This is a genomic window from Stenotrophomonas sp. GZD-301 (assembly GCF_049310345.1).
Taxonomy (GTDB): Bacteria; Pseudomonadota; Gammaproteobacteria; order Xanthomonadales; family Xanthomonadaceae; genus Stenotrophomonas.
The window spans coordinates 48,383-73,695 of sequence record NZ_JBMOWY010000014.1 but is presented as its reverse complement, the minus strand read 5'-3'; the positions used below and the strand labels follow the sequence as shown (position 1 = coordinate 73,695).

Annotated in this window: 22 protein-coding genes and 1 tRNA gene; 13 read left to right on the top strand and 10 right to left on the bottom strand. The window is 69.0% G+C overall.

Annotated features, from left to right (window positions below; translation table 11 throughout):
* Positions 1–221 precede the first annotated feature (221 nt).
* On the top strand, positions 222–3,020 hold the full coding sequence (locus ACO6VK_RS04285) for a TonB-dependent receptor (RefSeq protein ID WP_422505715.1): 2,799 nt from the start codon (positions 222–224) through the stop codon (positions 3,018–3,020).
* A gap of 512 nt (positions 3,021–3,532) precedes the next feature.
* On the opposite strand, the gene ACO6VK_RS04280 is transcribed toward ACO6VK_RS04285, so the two are convergent.
* From ACO6VK_RS04280 to ACO6VK_RS04245, 8 genes are all read right to left on the bottom strand, one after another.
* Positions 3,533–3,609 (bottom strand) — tRNA-Asn (locus ACO6VK_RS04280).
* Between the two features lie 69 nt (positions 3,610–3,678).
* Positions 3,679–4,149 carry a 23S rRNA (pseudouridine(1915)-N(3))-methyltransferase RlmH gene (rlmH, locus tag ACO6VK_RS04275; RefSeq protein ID WP_411851697.1) on the bottom strand — a complete coding sequence of 157 codons (471 nt, stop codon included), beginning with the start codon at positions 4,147–4,149 and terminating at the stop codon, positions 3,679–3,681.
* 84 nt (positions 4,150–4,233) lie between these two features.
* Positions 4,234–4,668 carry a ribosome silencing factor gene (gene rsfS / locus ACO6VK_RS04270; protein WP_422505714.1) on the bottom strand — a complete coding sequence of 145 codons (435 nt, stop codon included), beginning with the start codon at positions 4,666–4,668 and terminating at the stop codon, positions 4,234–4,236.
* A gap of 58 nt (positions 4,669–4,726) precedes the next feature.
* A complete protein-coding gene (gene nadD, locus ACO6VK_RS04265) occupies positions 4,727–5,392 on the bottom strand; it encodes a nicotinate-nucleotide adenylyltransferase (RefSeq protein WP_422505713.1) in 666 nt (221 codons plus the stop codon).
* A gap of 3 nt (positions 5,393–5,395) precedes the next feature.
* The gene (gene holA / locus ACO6VK_RS04260; RefSeq protein WP_422505712.1) at positions 5,396–6,433 is read right to left on the bottom strand and encodes a DNA polymerase III subunit delta; all 1,038 of its coding nucleotides are present in this window, start codon (positions 6,431–6,433) and stop codon (positions 5,396–5,398) included.
* A 26-nt stretch (positions 6,434–6,459) separates the two neighbouring features.
* Positions 6,460–7,056, bottom strand: coding sequence for an LPS assembly lipoprotein LptE (gene lptE, locus ACO6VK_RS04255; RefSeq protein ID WP_422505711.1), 597 nt, complete (start codon positions 7,054–7,056; stop codon positions 6,460–6,462).
* A gap of 103 nt (positions 7,057–7,159) precedes the next feature.
* Positions 7,160–9,805, bottom strand: coding sequence for a leucine--tRNA ligase (leuS, locus tag ACO6VK_RS04250; protein ID WP_422505710.1), 2,646 nt, complete (start codon positions 9,803–9,805; stop codon positions 7,160–7,162).
* 156 nt (positions 9,806–9,961) lie between these two features.
* The gene (locus ACO6VK_RS04245) at positions 9,962–10,573 is read right to left on the bottom strand and encodes a DUF998 domain-containing protein (protein ID WP_422505709.1); all 612 of its coding nucleotides are present in this window, start codon (positions 10,571–10,573) and stop codon (positions 9,962–9,964) included.
* A 143-nt stretch (positions 10,574–10,716) separates the two neighbouring features.
* Between ACO6VK_RS04245 and trxA the strand changes: the two genes are divergently transcribed.
* The 4 genes from trxA (at position 10,717) to ACO6VK_RS04225 (ending at position 15,563) form a co-directional block, all read left to right on the top strand.
* Complete coding sequence (gene trxA / locus ACO6VK_RS04240) at positions 10,717–11,580, top strand: thioredoxin (protein WP_422505708.1); 864 nt, start codon at positions 10,717–10,719, stop codon at positions 11,578–11,580.
* A gap of 143 nt (positions 11,581–11,723) precedes the next feature.
* Complete coding sequence (locus ACO6VK_RS04235; protein ID WP_422505707.1) at positions 11,724–13,385, top strand: FecR domain-containing protein; 1,662 nt, start codon at positions 11,724–11,726, stop codon at positions 13,383–13,385.
* Entirely contained in the window at positions 13,382–15,013 is a 1,632-nt protein-coding gene (locus ACO6VK_RS04230) for a CHASE2 domain-containing protein (RefSeq protein WP_422505706.1), read from the top strand. The genes ACO6VK_RS04235 and ACO6VK_RS04230 overlap by 4 nt, the downstream gene beginning before the upstream one ends.
* Positions 15,014–15,089: 76 nt before the next feature.
* Positions 15,090–15,563, top strand: coding sequence for a DUF4442 domain-containing protein (locus tag ACO6VK_RS04225; RefSeq protein WP_422505705.1), 474 nt, complete (start codon positions 15,090–15,092; stop codon positions 15,561–15,563).
* A 30-nt stretch (positions 15,564–15,593) separates the two neighbouring features.
* Here ACO6VK_RS04225 and ACO6VK_RS04220 read toward each other — a convergent pair whose 3' ends face one another.
* Positions 15,594–16,895, bottom strand: coding sequence for a hypothetical protein (locus ACO6VK_RS04220; RefSeq protein WP_422505704.1), 1,302 nt, complete (start codon positions 16,893–16,895; stop codon positions 15,594–15,596).
* A 74-nt stretch (positions 16,896–16,969) separates the two neighbouring features.
* Here ACO6VK_RS04220 and ACO6VK_RS04215 point away from each other — a divergent pair, with 74 nt between their 5' ends.
* The 8 genes from ACO6VK_RS04215 (at position 16,970) to rnfB (ending at position 24,828) form a co-directional block, all read left to right on the top strand.
* Positions 16,970–17,647 (top strand): DUF502 domain-containing protein, encoded by a 678-nt coding sequence (locus ACO6VK_RS04215; protein WP_411851709.1) that lies wholly within the window; start codon positions 16,970–16,972, stop codon positions 17,645–17,647.
* A 1-nt stretch (position 17,648) separates the two neighbouring features.
* Complete coding sequence (locus ACO6VK_RS04210) at positions 17,649–18,422, top strand: queuosine precursor transporter (RefSeq protein ID WP_422505703.1); 774 nt, start codon at positions 17,649–17,651, stop codon at positions 18,420–18,422.
* A gap of 95 nt (positions 18,423–18,517) precedes the next feature.
* Positions 18,518–20,446 (top strand): DUF885 domain-containing protein, encoded by a 1,929-nt coding sequence (locus ACO6VK_RS04205; protein ID WP_422505702.1) that lies wholly within the window; start codon positions 18,518–18,520, stop codon positions 20,444–20,446.
* A 17-nt stretch (positions 20,447–20,463) separates the two neighbouring features.
* A complete protein-coding gene (locus ACO6VK_RS04200; RefSeq protein ID WP_422505701.1) occupies positions 20,464–20,895 on the top strand; it encodes a VOC family protein in 432 nt (143 codons plus the stop codon).
* A 99-nt stretch (positions 20,896–20,994) separates the two neighbouring features.
* On the top strand, positions 20,995–21,438 hold the full coding sequence (locus tag ACO6VK_RS04195) for a DUF2147 domain-containing protein (protein ID WP_017357410.1): 444 nt from the start codon (positions 20,995–20,997) through the stop codon (positions 21,436–21,438).
* 194 nt (positions 21,439–21,632) lie between these two features.
* Complete coding sequence (gene metG, locus ACO6VK_RS04190; protein ID WP_422505700.1) at positions 21,633–23,720, top strand: methionine--tRNA ligase; 2,088 nt, start codon at positions 21,633–21,635, stop codon at positions 23,718–23,720.
* 57 nt (positions 23,721–23,777) lie between these two features.
* Positions 23,778–24,368 carry an HAD family hydrolase gene (locus tag ACO6VK_RS04185; protein WP_422505699.1) on the top strand — a complete coding sequence of 197 codons (591 nt, stop codon included), beginning with the start codon at positions 23,778–23,780 and terminating at the stop codon, positions 24,366–24,368.
* 25 nt (positions 24,369–24,393) lie between these two features.
* Positions 24,394–24,828 carry an Rnf electron transport complex subunit RnfB gene (gene rnfB, locus ACO6VK_RS04180; protein WP_422505698.1) on the top strand — a complete coding sequence of 145 codons (435 nt, stop codon included), beginning with the start codon at positions 24,394–24,396 and terminating at the stop codon, positions 24,826–24,828.
* A gap of 22 nt (positions 24,829–24,850) precedes the next feature.
* On the opposite strand, the gene ACO6VK_RS04175 is transcribed toward rnfB, so the two are convergent.
* Complete coding sequence (locus tag ACO6VK_RS04175; protein ID WP_422505697.1) at positions 24,851–25,198, bottom strand: RidA family protein; 348 nt, start codon at positions 25,196–25,198, stop codon at positions 24,851–24,853.
* Positions 25,199–25,313: the final 115 nt, after the last annotated feature.

Sequence of the window (25,313 nt, the reverse complement as noted above, 5' to 3'; positions counted from 1 at the left end):
GTGGTGGCCGACGGCCTGGTGCCGGTGGACTTCTCGCTGCCCCGGTGAGCCCGCACGGCGGGCGCCTGCCGGGCGCCCCGCCTCGCCGCCGACGAACGGCGGAGCGGATTAAGCAATTTTTCACACTTACGTCACCTGCTGGAAACCTAGATTGGCGCCGTCGGCCGCCGTTCCGGTGCCGATCTTTCGCCATCGTAGGTTTTCCAGTCAGGAGAGAAGCTGTGAAACACCCGATCCAACGGCTCGACAGCAGCCGCCGCAATACTCTGGCCCATTCCATTTCCACCTCCCTGACCGGCAGCATGCTGTTGCTGGCCGGCGCTCTGGCCAGCTCTTCTGCCTTCGCCCAGGAGCAGGCCACCAACCTGGACCGGATCACGGTCACGGGTTCCAACATTCCGCGCACCAACACCGAGACCCCCTCCCCGGTGCAGGTGGTGACCCGCCAGGAAATCGACCGCACCGGCAAGACCACGGTGGCCGAGTACCTGCAGACGCTCACCGCCGACGGCGCCGGCTCCATTCCCAAGACCTTCGGCAACGGCTTTGCTGGCGGCGGCGCCGGCATCTCGCTGCGCGGCCTGGGCGCCGGCTCCACGCTGGTGCTGTTGAACGGCCGCCGCATGGCCACCTATGGCCTGGCCGATGACGGCCAGAAGGTCTTCACCGACCTGAGCACCATTCCGCTGGACGCGGTGGAGCGCATCGAAGTCCTCAAGGACGGCGCCTCGGCCATCTACGGTTCGGACGCCATCGCCGGCGTGGTCAACATCATCCTGCGCAGCGACTTCAACGGCGCGATCCTGCGCGCGTCCTACGGCCTGTCCGGCGACAGCGACGGCGATGCCAAGAAGGCCACCCTGACCGCCGGTACCGGCGACCTGGCCACCGATGGCTGGAATGCGTTCTTCAGCCTGGACGTGGGCAAGACCGACGCGATCAAGATCAGCGACCGCAAGGACCGCAAGTGGATCGGCACCGGCGACATCCGTCGTTGGGGCTACGATGCGGGCGACGCGCAGTTCCTCGGCGGCGCCTACCTCAGCGGCGGCACCGCTGGCGGCACCGGCCCGAACGGCTCGGTGTTCGACAGCACCGGCCACCTGGTTGCTCTGCCCGGCTGCGCCGGTCTGACCACCATTCCCGGCCAGAACGATGCCACCGCCCAGGCCCAAGGCTGCCTGTGGGATCCGGCGCAGCAGTTCCGCGACCTGACCCCGGAAGAGAAGTACGTCAACGTGTTCGGCCGTGCCAGCTTCGCCTTCGGCGAAGGCGGCGAGGTCTACACCGAGATCGGCTACTCCAAGAAGGAAACCGTGTTCTCCAATACGCCGTCGGGCGTGTCCGGCGGCTGGGGCTATCCCGGTGGCCCGGTCAATGCCAACAGCGGCCCGGGCGCCACCGTGCTCGGCCCGACCCACCCGGACAATCCGATTCCCGGCCAGGCCTCGCGCCTGCGCTACTCGGCCTGGGACGTGGGTCCGCGCGTGACCAACAACACCAACGAGTTCAACCGTTTCCTGGTCGGCGTCAAGGGCAACTGGGGCGAGTGGAGCTACGACACCGCCTACCTGCATTCGGGTACCGACCTGACCAACAAGCGCACCGGCTTCCTGCGTTACAGCGCGGTCCGCTGTGCGCTGGGTGATCCGAACTGCGCCGGCGGCGTGTGGCGCATCGGCGACAACGCCGGGCAGAACTCGCAGGCGCTGTATGACTTCATCTCCCCGACCATCAGCGCCCGCGCCAAGTCCAGCCTGGACATGTTCGACTTCACCGTGTCGCGCAGCCTGATGGACCTCAAGGGCGGCCCGCTGGGCCTGGCGCTGGGTACCGAATGGCGTCGTACCAGCAACAGCCTGACCCCGCAGACCTACACCGACGTGGGCGACATCATCGGCCTGGGCTACTCGGCCTATGACGGTACCCAGAACGTGTACGCCGGCTACGTCGAACTGTCCGCACCGGTGCTGGAGCAGCTGGAACTGTCCGGCGCGGTCCGCTACGACAAGTACGAAAGCGGCGAAGGCAAGGCAACGCCGAAGCTGGGCGTGAAGTGGACCCCGGTCGACTGGGTGGCGCTGCGTGCCAGCTATGCCGAAGGCTTCCGCGCCCCCAACCCGGCCGAAAACGGCGACGGTGGCCTGGCTGCCTTCTCCAACGCCCGCGACCCGGCCCGTTGCGCCGCCAGCGGCAACGATCCGGCCGAGTGCGGCGCCCGTCAGGTCGCCATCATCACCCGTCCCAATCCGGGCCTGAAGCCGGAGGAGTCCAAGAGCTACTCGGTGGGCATCGTGCTGCAGCCGACCTCGAGCACCTCGCTGACCGTCGATGCGTGGGAAATCAAGCGCACCAACGAAATCGCCCAGGGCAGCACCGCCGACGCGATCGCCGCCGGCAACGTCCTGCGTGACAGCAACAACCTCAACGGGGTGGCGAACACCGGTACGATCCTGGCCGTCAACACCGCCTACGTGAATGCCAACTCGTCGCGTGTGCGCGGTATCGACACCGATATCCGCCAGACCTTCGACCTCGGCCCGGGCCAGCTCGAGTTGGACATGCAGTGGAGCCACGTGCTCAAGTTCGAGCGCACCGAAGGCGACACCACGGTGGATTACGTGGGCACCCACGGCAACTGCGATGTGACCAACTGCATCGGCACGCCGCAGGACCGCATCAACTTCGGCACCACCTGGAAGCAGGGCAACTGGAGCGTGAGCGGCGTCGCCAACTACATCTCCAGCCTGGACAACAAGGACGCCCGCGGCGGTTCGTACCTGGCCTTCTATGAAGACGGTACGCCGGTCGAGAAGATCTCCTCGTTCACCACCTTCGACCTGTCCGGTCGCTGGAACGTGACCGAAGCGTTCGAACTCAACGCCTCGGTGCAGAACGTGTTCGACAAGATCGCTCCGCTGGATCCGAGCACCTACGGTGCGGTCAACTACAACCCGCTGCACTTCAGCGGCGCGATCGGCCGTTACTTCACCGTCGGCGCCAAGTACACCTTCAACTGATCCACCGCTCTTGGGGAACGAAAAGCCCGGGCATTGCCCGGGCTTTTTGTTGGTGGCGCGGCCGGCCGATGCGCCGATCATTGCCGCGCCCCGCGCGTCGTAGAGCCGGGTTCTACCCGGCTGCCGTTGCTCCGGTCATTGCCGCACTTCGCCGATCATTGCCGCGCTTCGCGCGGCCAGGCGACCAACGGTCGGCTCTACCCGGCTGCCGTTGCGCCGGTCATTGCCGCGCTGCGCCGATCATTGCCGCGCTTCGCGCGGCCAGCCGACCAACGGTCGGCTCTACCGGCGGTTCGTGCGATGCATCTCGTAGAGCCGGGTTCTACCCGGCTGCCGTTGCTCCGGTCATTGCCGCGCTTTGCCGATCGTTGCCGCGCTTCGCGCGGCCAGCCGACCAACGGTCGGCTCTACCGGGGTTCCGTGCGCGCTTCGCGCGGCCAGCCGACCAACGGTCGGCTCTACCCGCGATGCGCAAAAAAAAGCCTCGCATCGCTGCGAGGCTTTTCAAAACTTGGCGCCCGAAGTTGGACTCGAACCAACGACCCCCTGATTAACAGTCAAGTGCTCTAACCGGCTGAGCTATTCGGGCGGGGTGCGCATTGTAACCAGTTTTTCGCGGGATGTAACCCGTTTTTTCCCAATTCGTTCGCGCGCGCTGTCACGCCCGATGATACGGATGGTTGGCCAGCATCGCCGCGGCACGGTACAGCTGCTCGGCCACCACCAGGCGCACCAGCATGTGCGGCAGCGTGAGCGGCCCGATCGACCATTTTTCATCCGCCAGCGCCGACACCTCCGGCGAATGTCCCTCCGGCCCGCCGATCAGGAACGCCATGTCCCTGCCCTGCCCGCGCCAGTGCTCCAGACGCTGCGCCAGCTGCTCGGAGCTGAGCTGGCGACCGGGCACGTCCAGCGCCACCACATACGCATTCTTCGGCAGAGCCGCGATCACCCGCCTGCCCTCGTCCTCCGTCGCACGGCGCGCGTCGCGGCCCTTGCCACGCAGCCCCGGCTCGATCTCCACCAGCTCGAACGGCAGCCAGTGCGACAGCCGCTTCTGGTACTCGGCAAAGCCCTGCGCAACCCAGGCGGGCGCGCGTTCTCCGGTGGCGATCAACCTGGCTTTCATCTCACTGCTCCTGCTGGCGGCAGGCCTGCCGCGCAAACGACAACGGCGCCCTCGGCGCCGTTGTCGCGATCCACACCTGCGGCATCAGCGCGCGGCGTAGTCGTCTTCTTCGTCCGCGTCGTCGAGCAGGCTCGGCGGCTGGTCGCCGACCGTCCACAGGCGCTCCAACGCGTAGAACTCGCGCACGCGCGGCAGCATCACATGGACGATCACGTCGCCCAGGTCCACCAGCACCCACTCCGCTTCGCGCTCGCCTTCCACGCCGAGCGGCATCACGCCGAGCTGCTTGGCGAACTTCACCACCTCATTGGCGATCGACTTCACGTGGCGGCTGGACGTGCCCGAGGCGATCACCATGTAATCGGCGACGCTGGACTTGCCGATGACGTCGATCTCGACGAGATCCTTCGCCTTCAGTTCTTCGGTGGCCTTGCGCACGCACTCCAGCAACTGATCGTTGGACGGTGCGGGGCTGGGCAGTTGGACCTTGATGGTCTGGGGCTGGGGTTGATTGCTCAAAGCGGGGAGACTCGATAAATGTGATGCCGATTATACGGGGCGGCGGGCGCCCGCGTATTCACGTGCTGGATGCGCCGTACAGGCCCCGGTCGGCGATGTAGCCGGCCACGGCCGGAGGCAGCAGCGCCTGCCACGCGCCACCGGTCTGGATCAGTGCCCGTACCCGGGTGGCCGACTCGGCCCGCAGCGGGGCGTCCAGCCGCAGCACGCGCCCGCCGGGCGCCTCCAGCAGATCCTGCTCGCGCCGGGTCCAACGGCCCTGCAAGGCCTGCGCCAGCGCCGGCGGCAGGGCCTGGTCCAGGGCACTGCCCTGGCGATCGGCAACGATGAAATGGGCCAGCCCGAACAGCGCCTCCCACTCATGCCACTGCGGCAACCCCAGCAGGCTGTCGGCGCCGACCAGCCACGCCAGCGGCCGTTGCGGCCCCAACGCCTCGCGCAGTTCGCGCAGGGTGTCCACGGTGTAGGACGGCACGCCGGGCTGGCGCTCGGCGCGCTCCAGTTCCTGGCGGTCCAGCAGCAGTCCCGGCTCGCCGTCGATGGCCAGGGTCAGCATCGTGGCGCGATCGGACGCCAACGCGCCTGGTGCCGCCCGGTGCGGCGGATCGGCCGCCGGCAGCAGGCGCACCGCTACCTGCAGCTGGTCGCGCGCCGCCCGTGCGATGGCCAGATGGCCCAAGTGCACCGGATCGAAGGTGCCGCCGTAATAGATGCGCAGCGGCATCGGTCAGGCGCGCGCCAGCAGGCGCACGGCACGGGCCTCGGCCACGGCCAGCAGCAGCCGCTCCAGCGCCAGCCAGGCGTCGCCGTCAGCGCGCCCCTTGGCGATGCGGTCCACCAACCCTGCCTCGGCCACGAACCGCTCCCAGCGCTTGGGCTCGGGGTGCCGCTGCAGTGCGCGCTTGAACGGCGCCTGCCGCGATTCCCAGATGCCGCGGCTCTTCATTTCCGCGGCCAGGTTGCCGCCACGGGCCTGCACCCGTGCCAGCCCGGCCGTGGCCAGCAGTTCACGGATCACGATCGGGGTCAGCGCTGCCACGGCCTCGCCTTCGCCGCGCAGGCCGGCCAGCATCCGCAGGACCGCCGGAGGCTGCCCGGAGAAAGTGGCTTCCACCAGCCGGAACACGTCGTAGCGGGCGGCATCGGCCACCAGCGACTCCATCGTCTCCACGTCCAGGGTCTGGCCCTTGGCCAGCAGCGCGAGCTTGTCGATTTCCTGCGCGGCGGCCAGCAGATTGCCTTCCACCCGCTCGGCCAGCCGCTGCACGGCCGGCGGATCGGCGCGCAGGCCCTGCTGGCGCAGGCGGCGCTCGATCCAGTCGGGCAGTTCGTGCGGCTTGATCGCCCAGGCCACGGACAGCACGCCGACGCGGCCCACCGCCTCGGCCCACTTGCCCTGGTGGGCCTTGCTCCATTCGTTGCAGGTGATCAGCAGGATCACGTCCGGCGCCGGGTTGGCGCAGAACTGGCTGATCACTTCCGCGCCGTCCTTGCCCGGCTTGCCGCTGGGCAGGCGCAGCTCGACCAGGCGCCGGGCACTGAACAGGCTCGGCGCGTTGAAGGTCGCATCGAGCTGGTTCCAGTCGAAATCGCGGCCGTCGGCGTCGAACACCTCGCGCTCGCTGATGCCGTCCTGTCGTGCGCGGGCGCGCACCGCATCGGCCGCCTCCAGCACCCGCAGCGTTTCCGGCCCGGCGATCAGGTACACCGGCAGCAGCGCCTGGCTGGCCGGCTGGCTGGCAAGCTGTTCGGGGCGCAGTTCCATGCCGGCGGCCGGTCCGTGCGGACCGGTCAGTTGCCCTTCGGCGGATCGACCGGCTGGGCCGGTGCCACCGCCGGTTCGCCCGGCTTGGCCGGCAGTCGGCCGTGTTCCATTTCAGCACGCACCACGCTGTCGATACGGCGCAGGATCGAAGCGGACATCTCGCGGCGCAGTTCGTCGGCCAGGATCTCGCGCTCGGTGGTGGTACCGGTGGCGTCGGTGGGCGGCGAGACGTAGTCGCGCGACAGTTCGATCACCTGCTGCGGCACCAGCACGCTGCCGTCTTCGCGGCGGAACACGAAGATCACCGCGTAGCGCAGGCTGTATTCCTGGGCACGGCCCTGCGCATCGATGGCGATCGGCAGGTCGCCCCAACGCTCGGACACCACCTGCAGCTGCGCCACCGGCACGCCGTCGGTGCTGTCATCGACACTGTCGGCATCGGCGATCACCGCGCCGGAGGCCTGCAGCCCACGACGGAGCAGCTTGACCAGCTCACTGTAGGGAGCGGTGGACACCACCTTCACCGCCGCCGCGTCGGCCGGCAGCATCAGCTTGTTGCGCAGATGGAAGCCACAGCCGGCAAGGGTGGTGGTCAGAACGAGGGCAAGCAGGAATCGGGTCATGGGCACAGTCTGGGGGAGCCGGGCGGGCGCGGCAACAGGCATAGAAGATGCCCGATGCCGCGTGAACGTCGGTTGAGACCGGAGGCGTGGTTCGTGACCGCCCTCAGGCGGCCACGATGTTCACGATCTTGCCGGGCACGATGATGATCTTGCGCACGGTCAGGCCGTCGAGGAACTTGGCGGCATTCGGCTCGGCCAGACCCAGCGCTTCGATCTGGTCACGCGCTGCATCGGCGGCCACGTCGATGGTGCCGCGCAGCTTGCCGTTGACCTGCACCGCCAGGGTCACCGCGTCGCGCACCAGCGCACCGGCGTCGGCCTGCGGGAACGCCTGGTCTTCCAGCAGCGTCTCGGCGTTGCCCAGCACCTGCCACAGCGCATGGCTGGCATGCGGCGTGATCGGGTTGAGCAGCAGCACGGCTGCCTGCAGCGCTTCCTGGCGGACCGCACGGCCCTGCCCGGAGAGATCATCGAACTTGGCCAGCGCGTTCATCAGTTCCATCACCGCGGCAATCGCGGTGTTGAAGCTGTGGCGGCGGCCGTAGTCGTCACCGACCTTGCCGATGGTTTCATGGGTCTTGCGGCGCAGCGCCTTCTGCTCTGCGTTCAGCGCGGCCACGTCCAGCGCCGGCGCCTGGCCTTCGGCAGCATGCTTCTGCACCTGCGCCCACAGGCGGCGCAGGAAGCGGGCCATGCCATCCACGCCGGCTTCGTTCCACTCCAGCGACTGTTCCGGCGGTGCGGCGAACATCGAGAACAGGCGCACGGTGTCGGCGCCGTACTTGCCGACCATCGCCTGCGGGTCCACGCCGTTGTTCTTGGACTTGGACATCTTCTCGGTGCCGCCGATCTCCACCGGCAGGCCGTCGGCGATCAGCGTGGCGCCGGTGATGCGGCCGCGCTCGTCGCGCTGCACGTTCACGTCGGCCGGATTGATCCAATCCTTGTCCTTCGGATTTTCCGCGTTCCAGCGGTAGTAGGACTCGGCGATCACCATGCCCTGGCACAGCAGGTTCTGCGCCGGCTCGTTGCTGTCCACCATGCGCGCATCACGCAGCAGCTTGTGGAAGAAGCGGAAGTACATCAGGTGCAGGATCGCGTGTTCGATGCCGCCGATGTACTGGTCCACCGGCAGCCAGTAGTTGCCGCGCTTGTCGACCGCATCGCGGGCGCCCGGCGAGGTGTAACGGGCGTAGTACCAGCTCGACTCCATGAAGGTGTCGAAGGTGTCGGTTTCGCGCTCGGCCGCACCGCCGCAATCCGGGCAGGTGGTCTTGCGCCATTCCGGGTCGGCCTTGATCGGCGAACCGGTGCCGACGAAGTTGACGTCTTCAGGCAGTACCACCGGCAGCTGTTCTTCCGGCACCGGCAACGCACCGCACTTGGGGCAGTAGATCACCGGGATCGGGCAGCCCCAGTAGCGCTGGCGGCTCACGCCCCAATCGCGCAGGCGATAGTTCACGCGGCGCTGGCCCTGGGCCTTGCGCTCGAACCGTTCGGCCAGCGCCTCGAAGGCGCCCTGGAAATCCAGACCGTCGAACTCGTCGGAGTTGACCAGTTCGGTCTCGCGGGTCTTGTCGCCGTACCAGTCCTGCCAACGCGTCGCGTCGTAGGCGCCCTCGTCCTTGCGCGGCGACTTCAGCGCGATGACCTGGCGGATCGGCAGGCTGTACTTGTTGGCGAATTCATTGTCGCGCTGGTCGTGGCCCGGGACGGCCATCACCGCGCCCGTGCCATAGCCCATCAGCACGAAGTTGGCGACCCACACCGGCACCTGGGCGCCGGTCACCGGATGCACGGCGCGCAGGCCGGTATCCATGCCGCGCTTTTCCTGGGTTTCCAGTTCGGCCTCGGACACGCCGCCCTGCTTCATCTCGGCCAGCAGTGCGGCCAGCGCCGGGTTCGACTTCGCTGCGTGCTGGGCCAGCGGGTGTTCGCCGGCGATGGACACGAAGGTCACGCCCATCACGGTGTCCGGGCGCGTGGTGAACACGCGCAGCGGATCCAGCGCGCTGCCGTCGACATCGCGCACGTCGAACTGGATTTCCAGTCCTTCGGAACGGCCGATCCAGTTGCGCTGCATGGTTTTGACCGACTCCGGCCAGCCCGGCAGTTCATCCAGGCCGTCCAGCAGTTCCTGGGCGTAATCGGTGATGCGCAGGAACCACTGCGGAATCTCGCGCTTCTCCACCAGGGCACCGGAGCGCCAGCCACGGCCGTCGATGACCTGTTCGTTGGCCAGCACGGTCTGGTCGATCGGGTCCCAGTTCACCACCGCGTTGCGGCGGTAGGCCAGGCCCTTGCGCATCAGGCGGGTGAACATGCGCTGCTCGTGCACGTAGTACTCGGGCGTGCAGGTGGCGAACTCGCGCGACCAGTCGATGGCATAGCCCAGCGACTTGAGCTGGCTGCGCATGTGGCCGATGTTGGCGTAGGTCCACTTGGCCGGCGCCGTCTTGTTCTTGATCGCCGCGTTTTCGGCCGGCAGGCCGAACGCATCCCAGCCCATCGGCTGCAGCACGTTGTGGCCGGTCATCCGCTTGTAGCGGCTGATCACGTCACCGATGGTGTAGTTGCGCACGTGGCCCATGTGCAGCGCACCGGACGGGTACGGAAGCATCGACAGACAGTAGAACTTCGGCTTGTCCGAAGACTCGTTGACCTCGAAGGCATGGGTGGCGTCCCAGAATTTCTGGGCGACGGATTCAACCTGCTGCGGGTCGTAGACGTTGGGTTCGACGCTGGTCATGGAAACACGGATGCGGCGGCAAAGCGGCACAGGGTACCGCAGTGCGGCAAAGGGCTCCAATCGGCGCGATCACCTGCCCTCGCCGAAAAGGTCATCTCGTTGAATTATCAGGAGATTGACCGGCAACGACCGCCACGTGCGCGGCGCGGGATGCGCTCAGGGCCGCAGCGCCGCAGGTGCCAGCGGCAGTACCGCCGCCAGCCAGACCAGCCAGCCGGCGAAGGCCAGCAGCTGGGCCAGCGGCCCCGGCAGCAGCGCCGGCAGCGCGAACGCAGCCAGCAGCACCGTCGTTCCACAGGCCAGGTGCAGCTGCGCCACGCGTCGCCAGCCCGCCAGCGACCCTGCGCCCCAGGCCGTCATCAGCGCCCCCGGCACGAAGGCCAGCACCCAGACCATCCACGCGCTGGCGTGGTAACGGCTGGCCACGCTTTCAATGTCCTCGGCATCCAGCGGCAGCAGCCCCATCGCGGCAAAGGCCAGCGCGGCCAGCATCAGCATCTGCACGCCCACCCGCAGCGGCCACGGTGCGGTGCGCGGTACGCGCAGCAGCAGGCAGAACGCCACCACGGCCGCCATCACACCCGGCAGCAACAGGGTCACCAGGCTGAAGGCACGCCCATGCGGCACGCCCAGGGCGCCGAGCAGGGCCAACGGATGGCGCATCGGATCGAACGCGGGCAAGGCCAGCGCGAACCCCGTCGCCGCCACCACGAATACCGCCGCGGCCACCGCCCCGAGCCCCCGTTCCCAGCGTTTTGCAGCCTGCATCGTCACTCCGGATATCGCCGGACGTCCCGGCCTTGCCTACCGGGCGCATTGTCTCCGGTTTGCCGCAGGCGCGGCAGTGGGGTTGCGTCGGGCAGGCGCCGGCACCATACACTCGGTTACCTGTTTCCCGTTGATATCCGACCATGAGCGATCTCCCCTACGTCTTTGACGCCACCACCGAGTCCTTTGAAGCGCAGGTGCTGCAGAAGTCCCTGCAGACCCCGGTGCTGGTGGACTTCTGGGCCACCTGGTGCGGCCCGTGCAAGACCCTGGGCCCGATGCTGGAAAAGCTGGCGGGCGAATACAACGGCGCATTCGAGCTGGCCAAGGTGGACGTGGACCAGGAGCAGCAGATCGCCGCGGCCTTCCAGATCCGCTCGGTGCCCACCGTGTTCCTGGTCAAGGGCGGCCAGATCGTCGATGGCTTCCCGGGTGCCGTGCCGGAAGGCCAGCTGCGCGAGTTCCTGGCCCAGCACGGCGTGGTGCCGGCGGCCCCCGCCGAGGAGGCCGCTGCAGCCGACGAACCGGCCCCGCTGGATCCGCAGGCCCAGGTGGATGTACTGCGCGCGGCGATTGCCGCCGAGCCGGACAAGGAAGAGTTGAAGCTCGACCTTGCGCTGGCCCTGCTGCAGACCGGTGCCACCGCCGAGGCCAGCACGCTGATCGACGCACTGCCGGCCAACCTGTCCACCGATGACCGCGCCGTGCGCGCCCGCGCGCGCCTGGACTTCGCCCACGCGCTGCAGGACGCGCCGGCCGCCGACGCACTGGACGCGAGGATCGCCGCCGATGGCGATGACCTGCAGGCGCGCCACCTGCGCGGCGTGCAGCAGCTGCTGGCCGGCGACGACGAGGCGGCGCTGGAGCAGTTCCTGGAGATGCTGCGCCGCGACCGCACCTACGACGATGGCCGCCCGCGCAAACTGCTGATCGATGCGTTCAAGGTCATCCAGGACGACGATCTGGTGGGCCGCTACCGCCGCCGCATGGCCTCGCTGCTGTTCTGAGCCGGCGGCGTTCAGAAACCCTGCACAGGTCCCGGGCAATAATGGATTGCGGCACGTTGGAGGCCGCGATCCATTCGGGGGGATGAGGTCTGGGCCATTGGGGTCCGCATGGCTGAGCCCCGCTTCGCAGGGCGCCATCGACCGTGAGATTGACCTTTCCGCTGCACCGTTCTCCCCGTGCCCTGCGCTTCCTGCTGCTGGCCCTGCTGTTGCTGTCCCCCCTGCCCCTGCTGGCGCAGGACTGGCACTACCGGGTTCGCCCCGGCGACACCCTGTGGGACCTTGCTACCCATTACCTCAAGCCCGAAGTCGAGTGGGAACGACTGCAGCGGCACAACCGTGTCGATGACCCTTACCGGCTGCCGCCGGGCACCCAGCTGGGGTTCCCGGTCGCGTGGCTGCGGGTGCAGCCCGTTCCGGCGCGTGTGGTGGCGGTGCGCGGCCCGGTGCAGGCCGGCACGGCCGCTGGCCGAGGCACGCTGCGCGCGCTGAAGGAAGGCGATCTGCTGCGTATCGGCGACGAAATCGAAACCGGCGCCGATGCCAGCATCACCCTCGAATTCGCCGACGCCTCGCGCCTGCAGCTGCGCGAGGGCTCGCGACTGCGCCTGGACCAGCTCAGCCGTTATGGACGCACCGGCATGGTCGATACCCGTCTGCGCCTGGAACAGGGCCGCGCCAGCAACCGGGTGACCCCGGCGCGGGGCCCGGCGTCGCGCTACATCATCGATGCGCCGACCGCCACCAGCAGCGTGCGCGGCACGGTGTTCCGGGTCAGCGCAGGCCAGGACGGCCAGGGCGCCTCCACCGAAGTGGTGGAAGGGCGTGTGCAGGTCGGCAATCGCGCCGGCCAGCGCCTGGTCGCCCACGGCCAGGCCACCCGCACGCCCTCGGCGCTGACCCGACCGGCCACCCTGGAGGCATTGTTGCCGGCCCCGTCGCTGGCGGTCGCACAGACCCGGCTGGAGCCGCTGCCGGCGCGGTTGGCCTGGGCACCGGTCGACGGCGCCACCGGCTACCGCATCGAGGTCGTGCGCGCCGACCAGCCCGACGTGCTGCTGGCCGCGCAGGACAGCGCCACCACCACCGCCACCTTCGACGACCTGCCGGCCGGCACGCTGCGCGTGCTGGTGCGTGCGGTCAGCGCCGAGGGCGTGGAAGGCTTGGATACCGAGCGCGATTTCACCGTCCGCGACCAGCCGGTCGCGCCGCTCACCGTGCGCCCGCGCCACGACGAGACCGTGAACAGCACGCGTCCACGCTTCGAATGGGGGCACGTCCCCGATGCCGCCTCCAGCGTGCTGCAGATCGCGAGCGACCCGCAGTTCAGCTCGCCCCTGCTGGAACAGGACACCTCATCCACCCACCTGCGCCCTGCCCAGCCTCTGCCGCCGGGCGCCTACTACTGGCGCGTGGCGTCCCGCGACCGCAATGGCCACCAGGGCCGGTTCGGCCAGGCACTGCCGCTGACCCTGACCGACACGCCCATCGATCCGGCACTGCAGCCCCCGGAAGCGGCCAAGGGCCAGCTGACCCTGCGCTGGCAGGCGGGCGAACCCGGCCAGCGCTACCGCGTGCAGCTTGATCGCAAGGGCGATTTCGCCCAGCCGCTGCTGGACCGTGAGCTCGACCAGCCCGAGGTCACGCTCAAGCGCCCGTGGCACGGCACCCTGCACGTGCGCGTGCAGTACATCGAGGACGATGGCTACGCCGGACCGTTCTCGGCGCCGCAGCAGGTCAAGCTGCCGTGCCGCACCTGTTACGGCGCCGGCGGCGGTGCCCTGCTGCTGTGGCTGCTGCTGTGAAACCGCTGCACGTGTCCTGGCCCGGCCGGCTGCTGCTGGCACTGGCAATGGCAGCGCTGGCGGTTGCCGCCAGCCAGTGGCACTGGTTCTGGACGCAGGACGAAGCGGTGTACGACACCTACGTCGGCGGGTGGGACTACACGCCCGACCCGCGCCTGCTGATCGTGGCCATCGACGACACCAGCCTGCAGCAGCTCGGCCAATGGCCGTGGCCGCGCGCCACCCACGCGCGCCTGCTCGACCGCCTGACCCAGGCCGGTGCCGGCCGGGTCGCCCTGGATCTGATGCTGTCCGAACCGGACCGCCGTGACGCCGCACAGGATGCCGAGCTGGCCGCCGCGATCCGCCGCAACGGCAAGGTGGCGCTGCCGGTCCTCGCCGCGCCCAGCAGCGGGCCACGCATGGCCGAGGAGCTGCTGCCGATCCCGCTGATCGCCGCCAACGCCGCCACTCTCGGCCACACTGACATCGAAGTGGATGCCGACGGCGTGGCCCGCGGGCTGTACCTCACCGCCGGCATCGGCTCACCGCACTGGCCCGCGCTGGGACTGGCGCTGGCCAACGTGCGCGGCCCGTTGCCCGGCCTGCGCTATGGCGGTACGGAGGACAGCTCGCCGTACCAGTGGCGCCGCGACCACTATGTACGGGTGCGTTACGCCGGCCCGCCGGATCGCTTCCCGCAGGTGTCCTATGTGGACGTGCTCAATGGCACCGTTGACCCGGCGCTGCTGCGCGGCCGCCTGGTGATGGTGGGCATGACCGCCAGCGGCATCACCCCGCGCCTGCTCACCCCGACTACGCGCGAGCGCTGGATGAGCGGCAGCGAATACCAGGCCAACGTCGCCTCGATGATGCTCGATGGCAAGGTCATCAGCGTGCTGCCCGCCGCGTGGCAGAACGGCCTGACCGGCCTGCTGGTGGCGCTCTGCTGCCTCGGCCTGACCCTGCCGCGGGCGTGGCTGAGCGCGTTGCTGGCGCTGCCGGTGGCGCTGCTGCTCAGCCTGGTCCTGCTGCGGGGCGGCAACCTGTGGTTCGCACCGGCGGCCAGCCTGGTCGGCATGCTGCTGGTGATCGCGGCGTGGGCGGTGTGGCGGGTCAGTGCATGGCGCCGGCAGGCCAACAGCGATGCACTGACCGGACTGGGCAACCGGCTGCGCTTCGAGCAGGCCCTGCAGCAGGAGCACGATGCCGGCCGCCGGACCTCCCGCCCGCTCACGCTGGTGCTGATCGATGTCGACCACTTCAAGCGGCACAACGACCTCTATGGCCATCAGGCCGGCGACGACGTGCTGCGCCGGATCGCACATGAGATCGGCGCGCACGCACGGCGCCCGCGCGACATGGCGGCGCGTTTCGGCGGTGACGAGTTCGCCCTGATCCTGCCCGACACCGGCGTGGACGGCGCGGTGCAGGTGGTGCAGGACCTGATCGCAGGCGTGCAGCAGCTGGAGATTCCGGCCGGCCGCGGCGAGATCACCCGGATCACCCTGACCGTCGGCATATACACCCGGGTCCCGGCCGCGCAGAGCGAACCGCGGCACTTCTTCGAAGGGGCCGATGTCGCCCTGTATCGCGCCAAGGCCGCCGGCCGCAATGGCTACGCGGTGGACGACGGCAGCCAGGCCTGACCCGCAGCGGGCAGCGGAGCCCACCATACGCCTGCGAATGTTAGACTCCAGTCCCACCCCCGCGCGACCGGATCCGATGAAGGCCAGCCTGTTCCGCCACGGCATCAACCTGTGGCCCCCGTTCCTGTTCACCGGCATCCATGTGACCGACGTGGCCGCCGACTACCGCTACGTGCGGGTCGAACTGCGCATGCGCCTGTGGAACCGCAATTACGTCGGCACCCACTTCGGCGGCAGCCTGTTCGCGATGACCGATCCGTTCTGGATGCTGACGGTGATGCAGAATCTCGGCCGCGACTACTACGTGTGGGACCGCGCAGGCGAGATCGAATTCCTCACGCCTGGGCGCGGCACCGTCACGGCCGAGTTCCGGCTGGACGACGCGCTGCTGGACCAGCTGCGCGCCGCCACCGCAGGCGGCGAGAAGTACCTGCACTGGTTCAGCAACGACATCGTCGATGCACGTGGAACGGTGGTCGCGCGGGTGCGCAAGCAGGTGTACCTGCGGCTCAAGCCCGACGCGCGCGCCGCGGGCAAGGTCACGCCCTGACCCATCGCCGCGGCGTGCCCACCTCGCCCCTCAGGGTGCGGTGGCCGGCATCGGCACCTGCAGCGTCGCCGTGATTCCTTCCGACAGCTGGGCCGTGGCGCGCCGCGGGAGCTGCAGCCAGCGTCCATCGGGGCTGAGTGCCGGGGGCCGGGTGGCCGAGCGCATCGACGCAGGCAGCCGCGCCAGTGCCTGCGACGGCGCATCCGGTTGCTGGCGCAGCCAGCGCTGGGCCGCGACCAGACGCAGCATCGCCGCGCTGTCCTGGGCACGGTCCGCATAGGGCCGCATGCTCATCGCACCGATCGCCGCCAGACGGCAGCCGAGCGCGTTGGCCACACAGTCGAACCCCGATGCCTGCGGCGCCGGCTCGCGCAGCGGCCGGTCGTCGGCCAGCGCCTGCATCGCGGCCGCGTCGCAGGCCCAGGCATAGTGCGGCGCGAAGCGCGCTTCGGTCCGTGCCAGGTTGAACACCAGCGGCTGCAGCGCGCTGCCCTGCTCGGAAGTACGCAGCGCCGCTTCACCCATCGCGAACTCGCCACGCATGGCCGTGCACAGGCTCTGCTCGGGAACGGTCATGGGCTGCAGGGCGGCCGCGCAGACGGGCGGCAACGCGGCATCGGCAGGCAGCTCGGCAAGCAGGTCGGCGAGCAGGTGGGCCTGACCCTCCAGCAGGGACGCCCCGATCATGCTGAACAACAGGTTGTCGCCGCGCCCGACCAGCCGTCGCCCGGTCAGGATGTCCGCGCACGTTCCCTGCAGCGCGCGCGGGGTATCGCCCTGCACATGCGCCAACGCGTTGGCCGACAGCGTGTCGAACAGCGGCCGCATCGACGGGAGCGGCGTCATCAGGTCGGTGTCGTAGGCGCGGAAGGGCAGCCTGTAGTGATCGAACTGCGACAGTTCCGCCACCCGTGCGTGCAACGCCTGGTGGCCCACATGGGCGGCGGCGAACGCGGCCGGATCGGCGCGTACTGCCGCCAGGCAGCCGATGCCACGCTGGCCGCAACCGAACGCAGTGGTGATCGCCGGACGCGGGAAACGCGCCTCGGCCACCGATTCCTGCGATCGCCTGCCTGGGGCGCCCTGCTGCCAGCGCGTCAGGTCCTCGGCCAGGATCTGTTCCCGGGCCGCCGCATCCATGCCGTCAAACCCCAGTGTCCACAACGCCGCCGCGCCGCTGCGGCCGTCCACCGGGGGCGCCGCGCGCAGCAGCTTCAGGGCGTCCTGATGGGCCTGCGGCACCGGCCACAGCCGGGCGGCCAGCCAGGTGCCTGCTGCCAGCACCATCAGCACCGCTATCCCTGTTGCCGCCACACGCATCGTTTTGGACACAGTGTCTTCCTGCTGACGACAATTCGCCGAATCCACCAGCGTAAACGGGGCAGCACCGCCGCTACAATGCGCGGATGTCGCCCGAAGCCCCCCAACTCGTTCCGCGCCCCTCCCTGCAGCGGTTGTTTCTGACCGGCCTGCTGACCCTGCTGCCGATCTGGCTGACCTGGGTGGTGGTCAAATTCGTCTTCGTGCTCCTGTCGGGCATCAGCAGCCCGGTGGTGGTGCCGCTGTCGGCGCAGATCGCCGCCTCGTTCCCGCACTACCTGGGCTGGATCAAGGTCGAGTGGATGCAGAACCTGATCGGGCTCGGCGCCACGCTGCTGGTGATCCTCAGCGTCGGCGTGCTCAGCCGCCGGGTGATCGGCCAGCGCCTGCTGCGCTGGTTCGGTGCGGTGATCCGCCGCATTCCGCTGGCCAGCATCATCTACGACAGTGCCAAGAAACTGCTGGACATGCTGCAGACCGAGCCGGGCAGCACCCAGCGCGTGGTGCTGATCGATTTCCCGCACCGGGACATGAAGTCGGTCGGGCTGGTGACGCGGGTGATCCGCGAACAGGGCACCGACCGCGAACTGGCGGCCGTCTACGTGCCCACCACGCCCAACCCGACCTCCGGCTACCTGGAGATCGTGCCGGTGGAACTGCTGACGCCCACCGACTGGACCGTGGACCAGGCGATGAGCTTCATCATTTCCGGTGGCGCAGTCGCGCCGGAATCGGTGCCATTCACCCGCGCCGGCGACCGCTGACATGAGCGCGCGGCCGCTGCAGGACCGCGCGGTCCTGCTGTTCATCGCGCTGGCGGCGTTCTTCTGCGCCAACGCGGTGCTGGCCGAGTTCATCGGCGTAAAGATCTTCGCGCTGGAAGACACGCTCGGCGTGTCCCCGTTCAACTGGAACCTGTTCGGCCAGACCGGCTCGTTGAGTTTCACCGCCGGCACGCTGTTGTGGCCGGTGGTGTTCATCATGACCGACACCATCAACGAATTCTTCGGCCGGCGTGGCGTGAAGTTCATTTCGTGGCTGGCGGTGGCGCTGATCACCTACGGCTTCCTGTTCGCATTCGCCGCGATCTCGCTGGTGCCGGCCGACTGGTGGGTCACCTCGATGCGCGCGCACGGCGTGCCCGATTACCAGGCCGCGTTCGCGGCAGTGTTCGGCCAGGGCATGTGGACCATCGCCGGTTCGCTGGTGGCGTTCCTGTTCGGGCAGTTGATCGACGTGGCCGTGTTCCACCGCATCCGCCGCGCCACCGGCGAGCGCCATGTGTGGCTGCGCGCGACCGGCTCCACGGCGGTGTCGCAGCTGGTGGACAGCTTCGTGGTGATCTGGATCGCCTTCGTGCTGGGCCCGCAGCAGTGGCCTACCTCGCTGTTCCTGGCGGTGAGCAGCGTCAATTACGTGTACAAGATGGCCTTCGCGATCGCGCTGATTCCGTTGCTGTACCTGATGCGTCGTGCGATTACCCGCTATCTTGGCGCCGAGCGCGCCGCACAGCTGCGCGCCGACGCCGCGGCTGACTGAGCGCCATACGGCGCGAACCTGACCAGGCACCTGCGCTGGCCGTATCCGGCCGAATCGGGCAAGCTCCCGTGTCTGTGCGTTCACGGAAGTAGCCGATGCCCCACCCCGCCCGCGCCCTGGCGCTTGCCATTGCCGCCCTGCTGGTGTTCAGCGCTGCCGCGCCGGCCGAAGCCGCCAAGAAGAAGACCAGCCGGCCTGCGGCAGCGCAGACCCGCGCCGCGGCCAAGCCCAAGGCCAAACCGCGTGCCCGGCCTGCCGCCGCCCCGACCCGCCAGCCGCTGGTACGCCAGCAGACCAAGGCCGCCCAGCTCAACCGCATCTACGACGAATACTGGGATGCCGCGATGCGGCTCAACCCGCTGCAGGCCACCTTCCAGGGCGATTCGCGACACAACGACCAGTTGCCCAATATCCTGTCGGCCGCCTACCGCCAGCAATCGCATGATTTCAGCGTGGAATGGCTGGGCAAGGTCGAGAAGATCGGCCCGGACGGGCTGACCGGCCAGGATCTGCTCAGCTACGAGATCTTCGTGCGCGACGCGCGCATGTCGCTGGTTGCCGAGCAGTACCCGGGCTGGATGCTGCCGGTGAGCCAGTACTACAACCTGGGCAGCATCATGGCCATCCTCGGCTCCGGCTCGGGCGCGCAGCCGTTCAACACCGTGCAGGATTACGACACGTGGTCGCGCCGCTCGCTGGGCATTCCGCCGCTGTTCGACCAGGCCATCGCCAACATGCGCCAGGGCATGGCGGCCGGCGTGGTGCAGCCGCGCGACCTGATGGAGAAGGTGCTGCCGCAGCTGGATGCGGTGATCAAACCCACCGCCGAAGAAAGCATTTTCTGGGCACCGGTGCGCAACCTGCCCGATGACCTCCCCGAGGCGGACAAGGCGCGCATCACCGCCGAATACAAGCGCATGATCGAGTACCGCATCATGCCGGCCTACCGCGCGCTGCGCGGCTTCATCGCCACCGAATACCTGCCGGCCAGCCGTGCCAGCGACGGTCTGTCGGCGCTGCCCAACGGCCAGGCCTGGTATGCGCAGAACATCGTCCAGAGCACCGCCTCCACGCTGACGCCGGTGCAGATCCACGCCCTGGCCGAGCAGCGCGTCACCGCGCTGCAGGCGCAGATCGCCACGATCATGAAGGACAACCGCATCCGCGGTTCGCAGCAGAAGATGCTGCGCAACATGCGCAGCGACCGCGATTTCCAGTACGCCAACGCCGATGCGCTGCTCACCCGCTACAAGCAGCTGCAGGGCCAGGTCAACGCGCGCCTGCCCGGCCTGCTCGGCACGCTGCCGAAGGCGCCGATGGAGATCCGCGCGGTGGAAGCCGAGCGCGCCGCCACCGCCGCCGCGGTCAGCTACCAGCCGCCGCTGCCCGACGGCATGCGTCCGGGCATCCTCTACGTCAACACCGGCGACCTGCCCAGCCGCCGCCGCTGGGCCGCCCCGATGCAGTACCTGCACGAAGGCATTCCCGGCCACCACGTGCAGCTGGGCCTGCAGCAGGAGCTGGACAAGCTGCCGCGCTTCCGCCGCCTCGGTGGCGACATCGCCTTCGTCGAAGGCTGGGGCCTGTATGCCGAATCGCTGGGCGAGGAACTCGGCGTCTACCAGGACCCGTACGAGCGCATCGGCTACCTGCAGGGCGCGCTGACCCGTGCCGCACGCATGGCCGCCGACACCGGCGTGCATGCGCAGGGCTGGAGCAAGCGCCAGGCCGTGGACTATCTGGTCAAGACCGCCGACCTGCCGGCCGACGACGCCACTGCGGAAGTCGAACGGTTCATGGCCCTGCCCGGCCAGACCCTGGCCAATGGCCTGGGCGAGCTGAAGATGATGGAGCTGCGCGACAAGGCCAAGGCCGCGCTGGGCGCGCGCTTCGACCTGCGCCGCTTCCACGAGGAAATCCTGCGCGACGGCTCCATGCCGCTGGACATCCTCGATGCCAAGATCGCCCGCTGGATCGCCAGCGAGCAGGCCGGCGGCAGCGCCAGCCCCGCGCCCACGCCCTGATCGGAACGACGCCGGCCATGCCCCCAGCACTGCCCCCGCCCGACGACACCGGCCTGCTTGGCGTCCACCACGTGGCACTGATCGCGTCGGACTACGCCCGGTCGCGCGCCTTTTACACCGGGGTGCTCGGCCTGCGCGTGCTGGCCGAGCACCATCGGGCCGCGCGCGACTCCTGGAAACTCGACCTCGCCCTGCCGGACGGCAGCCAGCTGGAGCTGTTCTCGTTCCCCGGCGCGCCGCCCCGGCCGAGCCGCCCCGAAGCGCAGGGGCTGCGCCACCTCGCGTTCCGGGTCGCGGCACTGGAACCGATGATCGCCCGCCTGGCCGCCGCCGGCGTCGTCTGCGAGCCGATCCGCACCGACGAATACACCGGCCGCCGCTTCACCTTCTTCGCCGATCCCGACGACCTGCCGCTGGAGCTGTACGAGATCCCGGCCGACGCCGGCTGACGCCCGCCGCCGATACGTTCCGTACCGGAGCGAATGGGTATACAGTCGGCCCTGTACCGGCCCCGCGCCGGCATTCACGGACATCCCTGGGAGGGGAACATGCGCAAGACCTTCAAGACGCTGCTGCTGGCACTGCCGCTGGTCATGGCCGCCCTGTCGGCCAACGCCGCCGACAGCGCCGTCGGCCGCTGGAAGACCATCGATGACAAGACCGGCAAGGTGAAGTCGATCGTCGAGATCACCCAGGCCACCAACGGCACCCTGACCGGCAAAGTGGTCGAGATCCTGCATTCGGACAAGGGCCCCAATCCGGTCTGCGACGGCTGCGAAGGCGCCAACAAGAACAAGCCGGTCAAGGGCATGACCATCCTGTGGAACCTCAAGGCCGACGGCGCCAGCGCCTGGTCCGGCGGCACCATCCTGGACCCGGCCAACGGCAAGACCTACAAGTCCAAAATGAAGCTGCAGACCGGCGGCGCCAAGCTCGACGTGTCCGGCTGCGTCGCCTTCATCTGCCGCGCCCAGACCTGGGTACGCGAGTAAAACGCCCGGAATTGCGGCGCGTGTGAAGAAGGCCGACGCGGTGTCCCCGCGTCGGCCTTCTGCGTTTCCGGGGCCCCGTCCCTGACCAACGTCATTTCCGTCGTTCCCCGCGCGCCAGGCATCGCGGGAAGGGCTGGGGGCCTACGCGCCCCTCCGTGCGATAATCCCCGGTCCCCAAGGCAACAGCGCTTCCCATGACCCGCACCGCTCTCGTCACCACCGCCCTGCCCTACGCCAACGGCCCGCTGCATCTGGGTCATCTGGTCGGCTACATCCAGGCTGACATCTGGGTGCGCGCGCGGCGAATGAGCGGCGGCAAGACCTGGTTCGTGTGCGCCGACGATACCCACGGCACCCCGATCATGCTTGCGGCCGAAAAGGCCGGCGTGACCCCGGAAGCCTTCATCGCCAACATCCAGGCCAGCCACGAGCGCGACTTCGCCGCCTTCGGCGTCGCCTTCGATCACTACGATTCGACCAACTCGGCCACCAACAAGGCCCTGACCGAAGCCTTCTACCTCAAGCTCGAGGCGGAAGGTCACATCGCGCGTCGCTCCGTGGCCCAGTTCTACGACCCGGCCAAGGGCATGTTCCTGCCCGACCGCTACATCAAGGGCATCTGCCCCAACTGCGGCAGCGCCGACCAGTACGGCGACAACTGCGAAGTCTGCGGCGCCACCTACAGCCCCACCGATCTGAAGGAACCGAAGTCGGTCATCTCCGGCGCCACGCCGGAAATCCGCGACTCCGAACACTTCTTCTTCGAGGTGGGCCGCTTCGAAGGCTTCCTGCGCGAGTGGCTGGCGGGCGACGTCGCCCTGCCGGGCGTCAAGGCCAAGCTCGGCGAATGGCTCAATGCCGACGGCGGCCTGCGCGCCTGGGACATCTCCCGCGACGCGCCCTACTTCGGCTTCCAGATCCCCGGCCATCCGGGCAAGTACTTCTACGTCTGGCTGGATGCCCCGATCGGCTACCTGTCCAGCTTCCAGGCCCTGTGCGCCAAAACCGGCGAGGACTTCGACGCGCACCTGCGCGCCGGCACCGCCACCGAGCTGCACCATTTCATCGGCAAGGACATCGTCAACTTCCACGGCCTGTTCTGGCCGGCCGTGCTGCACGGCACCGGCCACCGCGCGCCCACCCGCCTGCACGTCAACGGCTACCTCACCGTGGATGGCGCCAAGATGTCCAAGTCGCGCGGCACCTTCGTGATGGCCCGTACCTACCTCGACGCCGGTCTCGAACCCGAAGCGCTGCGCTACTACTTCGCCGCCAAATCCTCCGGCGGCGTCGACGATCTCGACCTGAACCTGGGCGACTTCATCGCCCGCGTCAACGCCGACCTGGTCGGCAAGTTCGTCAACCTTGCCAGCCGCTGCGCCGGCTTCATCAGCAAGCGCTTCGACGGCCGCCTGGCCGCCGCGCTGCCGGACCCGGCCCAGTACGACCGTTTCGTCGCCGCCCTGGCGCCGATCCGCGAAGCGTACGAACGCAACGACCCGGCCGCCGCGCTGCGCCAGACGATGGCGCTGGCCGACGAAGCCAACCGTTACATCGACGACGAAAAGCCGTGGGTGATCGCCAAGCAGGACGGCGCGGACGCGCAGCTGCAGGCGGTGTGCACCCAGGGCCTGAACCTGTTCCGCGTGCTGGTCACCGCGCTCAAGCCGGTGCTGCCGGCCACCGCCGCCCAGGCCGAGGCGTTCCTGGCCGCCCCCGTGCAGGCCTGGACCGATGTCGCCTCGCCGCTGGTTGCCCACACCATCGCCGTGTACGCCCCCCTCTTCACCCGTATCGACCCGAAACTGATCGACGCCATGACCGACGCTTCCAAGGACACCCTGCAGGCCGCCACCCCGGCCCCCACCGCCCCGGCCAAGCCCGCCAAGCCTGCCGCACCGGCACCGGCACCGGCACCGGCACCGGCCGCCGATGGCGACGCTGCGCCGAGCTACATCGGCATCGACGACTTCGCCAAGCTCGACCTGCGCATCGGCAAGGTGCTGGCCTGCGCGTTCGTCGAGGGCTCGGACAAGCTGCTGCGTTTTGAACTGGACGCCGGCGAGCTGGGCACCCGCCAGATCTTCTCCGGCATCCGCGCCAGCTACGGCGAGCCCGACGCACTGGTCGGCCGCAGTGTGGTGTTCATCGCCAACCTGGCCCCGCGCAAGATGCGCTTCGGCCTGAGCGAGGGCATGATCCTGTCGGCCGGTTTCGACGGCGGCGCGCTGGCGCTGCTGGATGCGGACAGCGGCGCGCTGCCGGGCATGCCGGTCCGCTGAGCCCCCGGGGCGGTCCTCGCGGCCGCCCCTGCCCCGCGCATCCCCGGAGAGGATCGGATGGAACTGGCACTGTTCGACTTCGACCACACCGTCACCACCTGCGACACCTACGGCCGCTTCCTGCGCCGCGTCGCCACGCCCGAGCAGTTGGCGCAGGCGTGGTGGAAGATCGGCCCGTGGCTGCTGGCGTACCGGCTGAAGCTGATCTCCGCCGCGCGCATCCGTGCCCGCGTCACGCGGTTGACCTTCAGCGACCGCCATGCCGACGACATCGCCACCCAGGCCGCCGGCTATGCGCGCGACGTGCTGCCCGAGGTGGTGCGCCCGCAGATGCTCGAACAGATCCGCTGGCACCTGCAGCAGCGCCACACCGTGGTGGTCGTGTCCGGTTCACTGGACCTGTACCTGCGCCCGTGGTGCGAGGCGCTCGGCATCGACGTGATCTGCAACCGGCTGGAAACCCGCGATGGACGCCTGACCGGCCGCTATGCCGACGGCGACTGCGGCCCGCGCAAGGTCGAGCATATCCGCCGCCGCTACGACCTCTCGCGCTACCTGCGCATCCATGCCTACGGCGACAGCCGCGAAGACCGCCCGATGCTGGCCCTGGCCCACGAACGCTGGTATCGCGGCAAACCCCAGAAATGACCCTTCCGCGCAGCCGACGCCACGCATGACCACCGCACGCATCCCCCTGGTCGAACGCCTCGACCGCCTGTTGCCGCAGACCCAGTGCGGCCAGTGCGGCTACGACGGCTGCCGCCCCTATGCCGCGGCAATGGCACGCGGCGAAGCCGGTGTGGAGCGCTGCCCGCCCGGTGGCGATGCCGGTGCGCGGGCACTGGCGCGGGTGCTGGGCGTGCCGGCGGTTCCGTTCGACCGCGGCCGTGGCGAACATGCGCCGGACCAGCTCGCGCTGATCGTGGAGGCGGACTGCATCGGCTGCACCAAGTGCATCCAGGCCTGCCCGGTGGATGCCATCGTCGGCGGCGCAAGGTACATGCACACCGTCATCGCCGACCTGTGCACCGGCTGCGGACTGTGCCTGCCACCGTGCCCGGTGGACTGCATCGTGCTGCTGCCGCGCGGCAACGGCCCCACGCCGTAGCGCGGGGCACTGCGGCGTTGGCTTACGGCAACGCGGCCGTCACCACGATTTCCACCTTCCACGACGGATCGGCCAGCTTGGCCTCCACCGTCGCGCGCGCCGGCGTCATGCCGGCCACCACCCATTCGTCCCACGCGGCATTCATGCCGGCGAAATCGTTGATGTCGGCCAGAAACACCTCGGCACGCAGGATGTGCTGCTTGTCGCTGGCCACCAGCGCCAGCAGCTTGTCGATCTCCTGCAGCACCTGCCGGGTCTGGCCGGTGATGTCCTGGCTGGTGTCTTCGGGGATCTGCCCGGACAGATAGGCAACCTTGTTGTGCACCGTCATCTCGGACATGCGCGGGCCGACGTCGAAGCGTTCCAACATGGCGATTACTCCTGTGGGTGATGAACACATTGTCGCCGATGCGGCGTGAGCACAGCCACCACCCTTGGCAAGCGTCGGCATCAGGCGCACGATGCGCCCGCACGAGGCGCCATCC

Excerpts from the sequence above, each read along its gene's own strand:
- ACO6VK_RS04225 (WP_422505705.1), top strand. The coding sequence starts at position 15,090 with ATGAAGGCCAGCCTGTTCCGCCACGGCATCAACCTGTGGCCCCCGTTC.
- ACO6VK_RS04195 (WP_017357410.1), top strand. The coding sequence starts at position 20,995 with ATGCGCAAGACCTTCAAGACGCTGCTGCTGGCACTGCCGCTGGTCATG.
- ACO6VK_RS04200 (WP_422505701.1), top strand. The coding sequence starts at position 20,464 with ATGCCCCCAGCACTGCCCCCGCCCGACGACACCGGCCTGCTTGGCGTC.
- nadD (WP_422505713.1), bottom strand. The coding sequence starts at position 5,392 with ATGCCGCTGCGCATCTATTACGGCGGCACCTTCGATCCGGTGCACTTG.
- ACO6VK_RS04175 (WP_422505697.1), bottom strand. The coding sequence starts at position 25,198 with ATGTTGGAACGCTTCGACGTCGGCCCGCGCATGTCCGAGATGACGGTG.
- holA (WP_422505712.1), bottom strand. The coding sequence starts at position 6,433 with ATGGAACTGCGCCCCGAACAGCTTGCCAGCCAGCCGGCCAGCCAGGCG.
- lptE (WP_422505711.1), bottom strand. The coding sequence starts at position 7,056 with ATGACCCGATTCCTGCTTGCCCTCGTTCTGACCACCACCCTTGCCGGC.
- ACO6VK_RS04205 (WP_422505702.1), top strand. The coding sequence starts at position 18,518 with ATGCCCCACCCCGCCCGCGCCCTGGCGCTTGCCATTGCCGCCCTGCTG.
- leuS (WP_422505710.1), bottom strand. The coding sequence starts at position 9,805 with ATGACCAGCGTCGAACCCAACGTCTACGACCCGCAGCAGGTTGAATCC.
- ACO6VK_RS04215 (WP_411851709.1), top strand. The coding sequence starts at position 16,970 with ATGTCGCCCGAAGCCCCCCAACTCGTTCCGCGCCCCTCCCTGCAGCGG.
- rlmH (WP_411851697.1), bottom strand. The coding sequence starts at position 4,149 with ATGAAAGCCAGGTTGATCGCCACCGGAGAACGCGCGCCCGCCTGGGTT.
- ACO6VK_RS04210 (WP_422505703.1), top strand. The coding sequence starts at position 17,649 with ATGAGCGCGCGGCCGCTGCAGGACCGCGCGGTCCTGCTGTTCATCGCG.
- ACO6VK_RS04185 (WP_422505699.1), top strand. The coding sequence starts at position 23,778 with ATGGAACTGGCACTGTTCGACTTCGACCACACCGTCACCACCTGCGAC.
- trxA (WP_422505708.1), top strand. The coding sequence starts at position 10,717 with ATGAGCGATCTCCCCTACGTCTTTGACGCCACCACCGAGTCCTTTGAA.
- rnfB (WP_422505698.1), top strand. The coding sequence starts at position 24,394 with ATGACCACCGCACGCATCCCCCTGGTCGAACGCCTCGACCGCCTGTTG.
- metG (WP_422505700.1), top strand. The coding sequence starts at position 21,633 with ATGACCCGCACCGCTCTCGTCACCACCGCCCTGCCCTACGCCAACGGC.
- ACO6VK_RS04245 (WP_422505709.1), bottom strand. The coding sequence starts at position 10,573 with ATGCAGGCTGCAAAACGCTGGGAACGGGGGCTCGGGGCGGTGGCCGCG.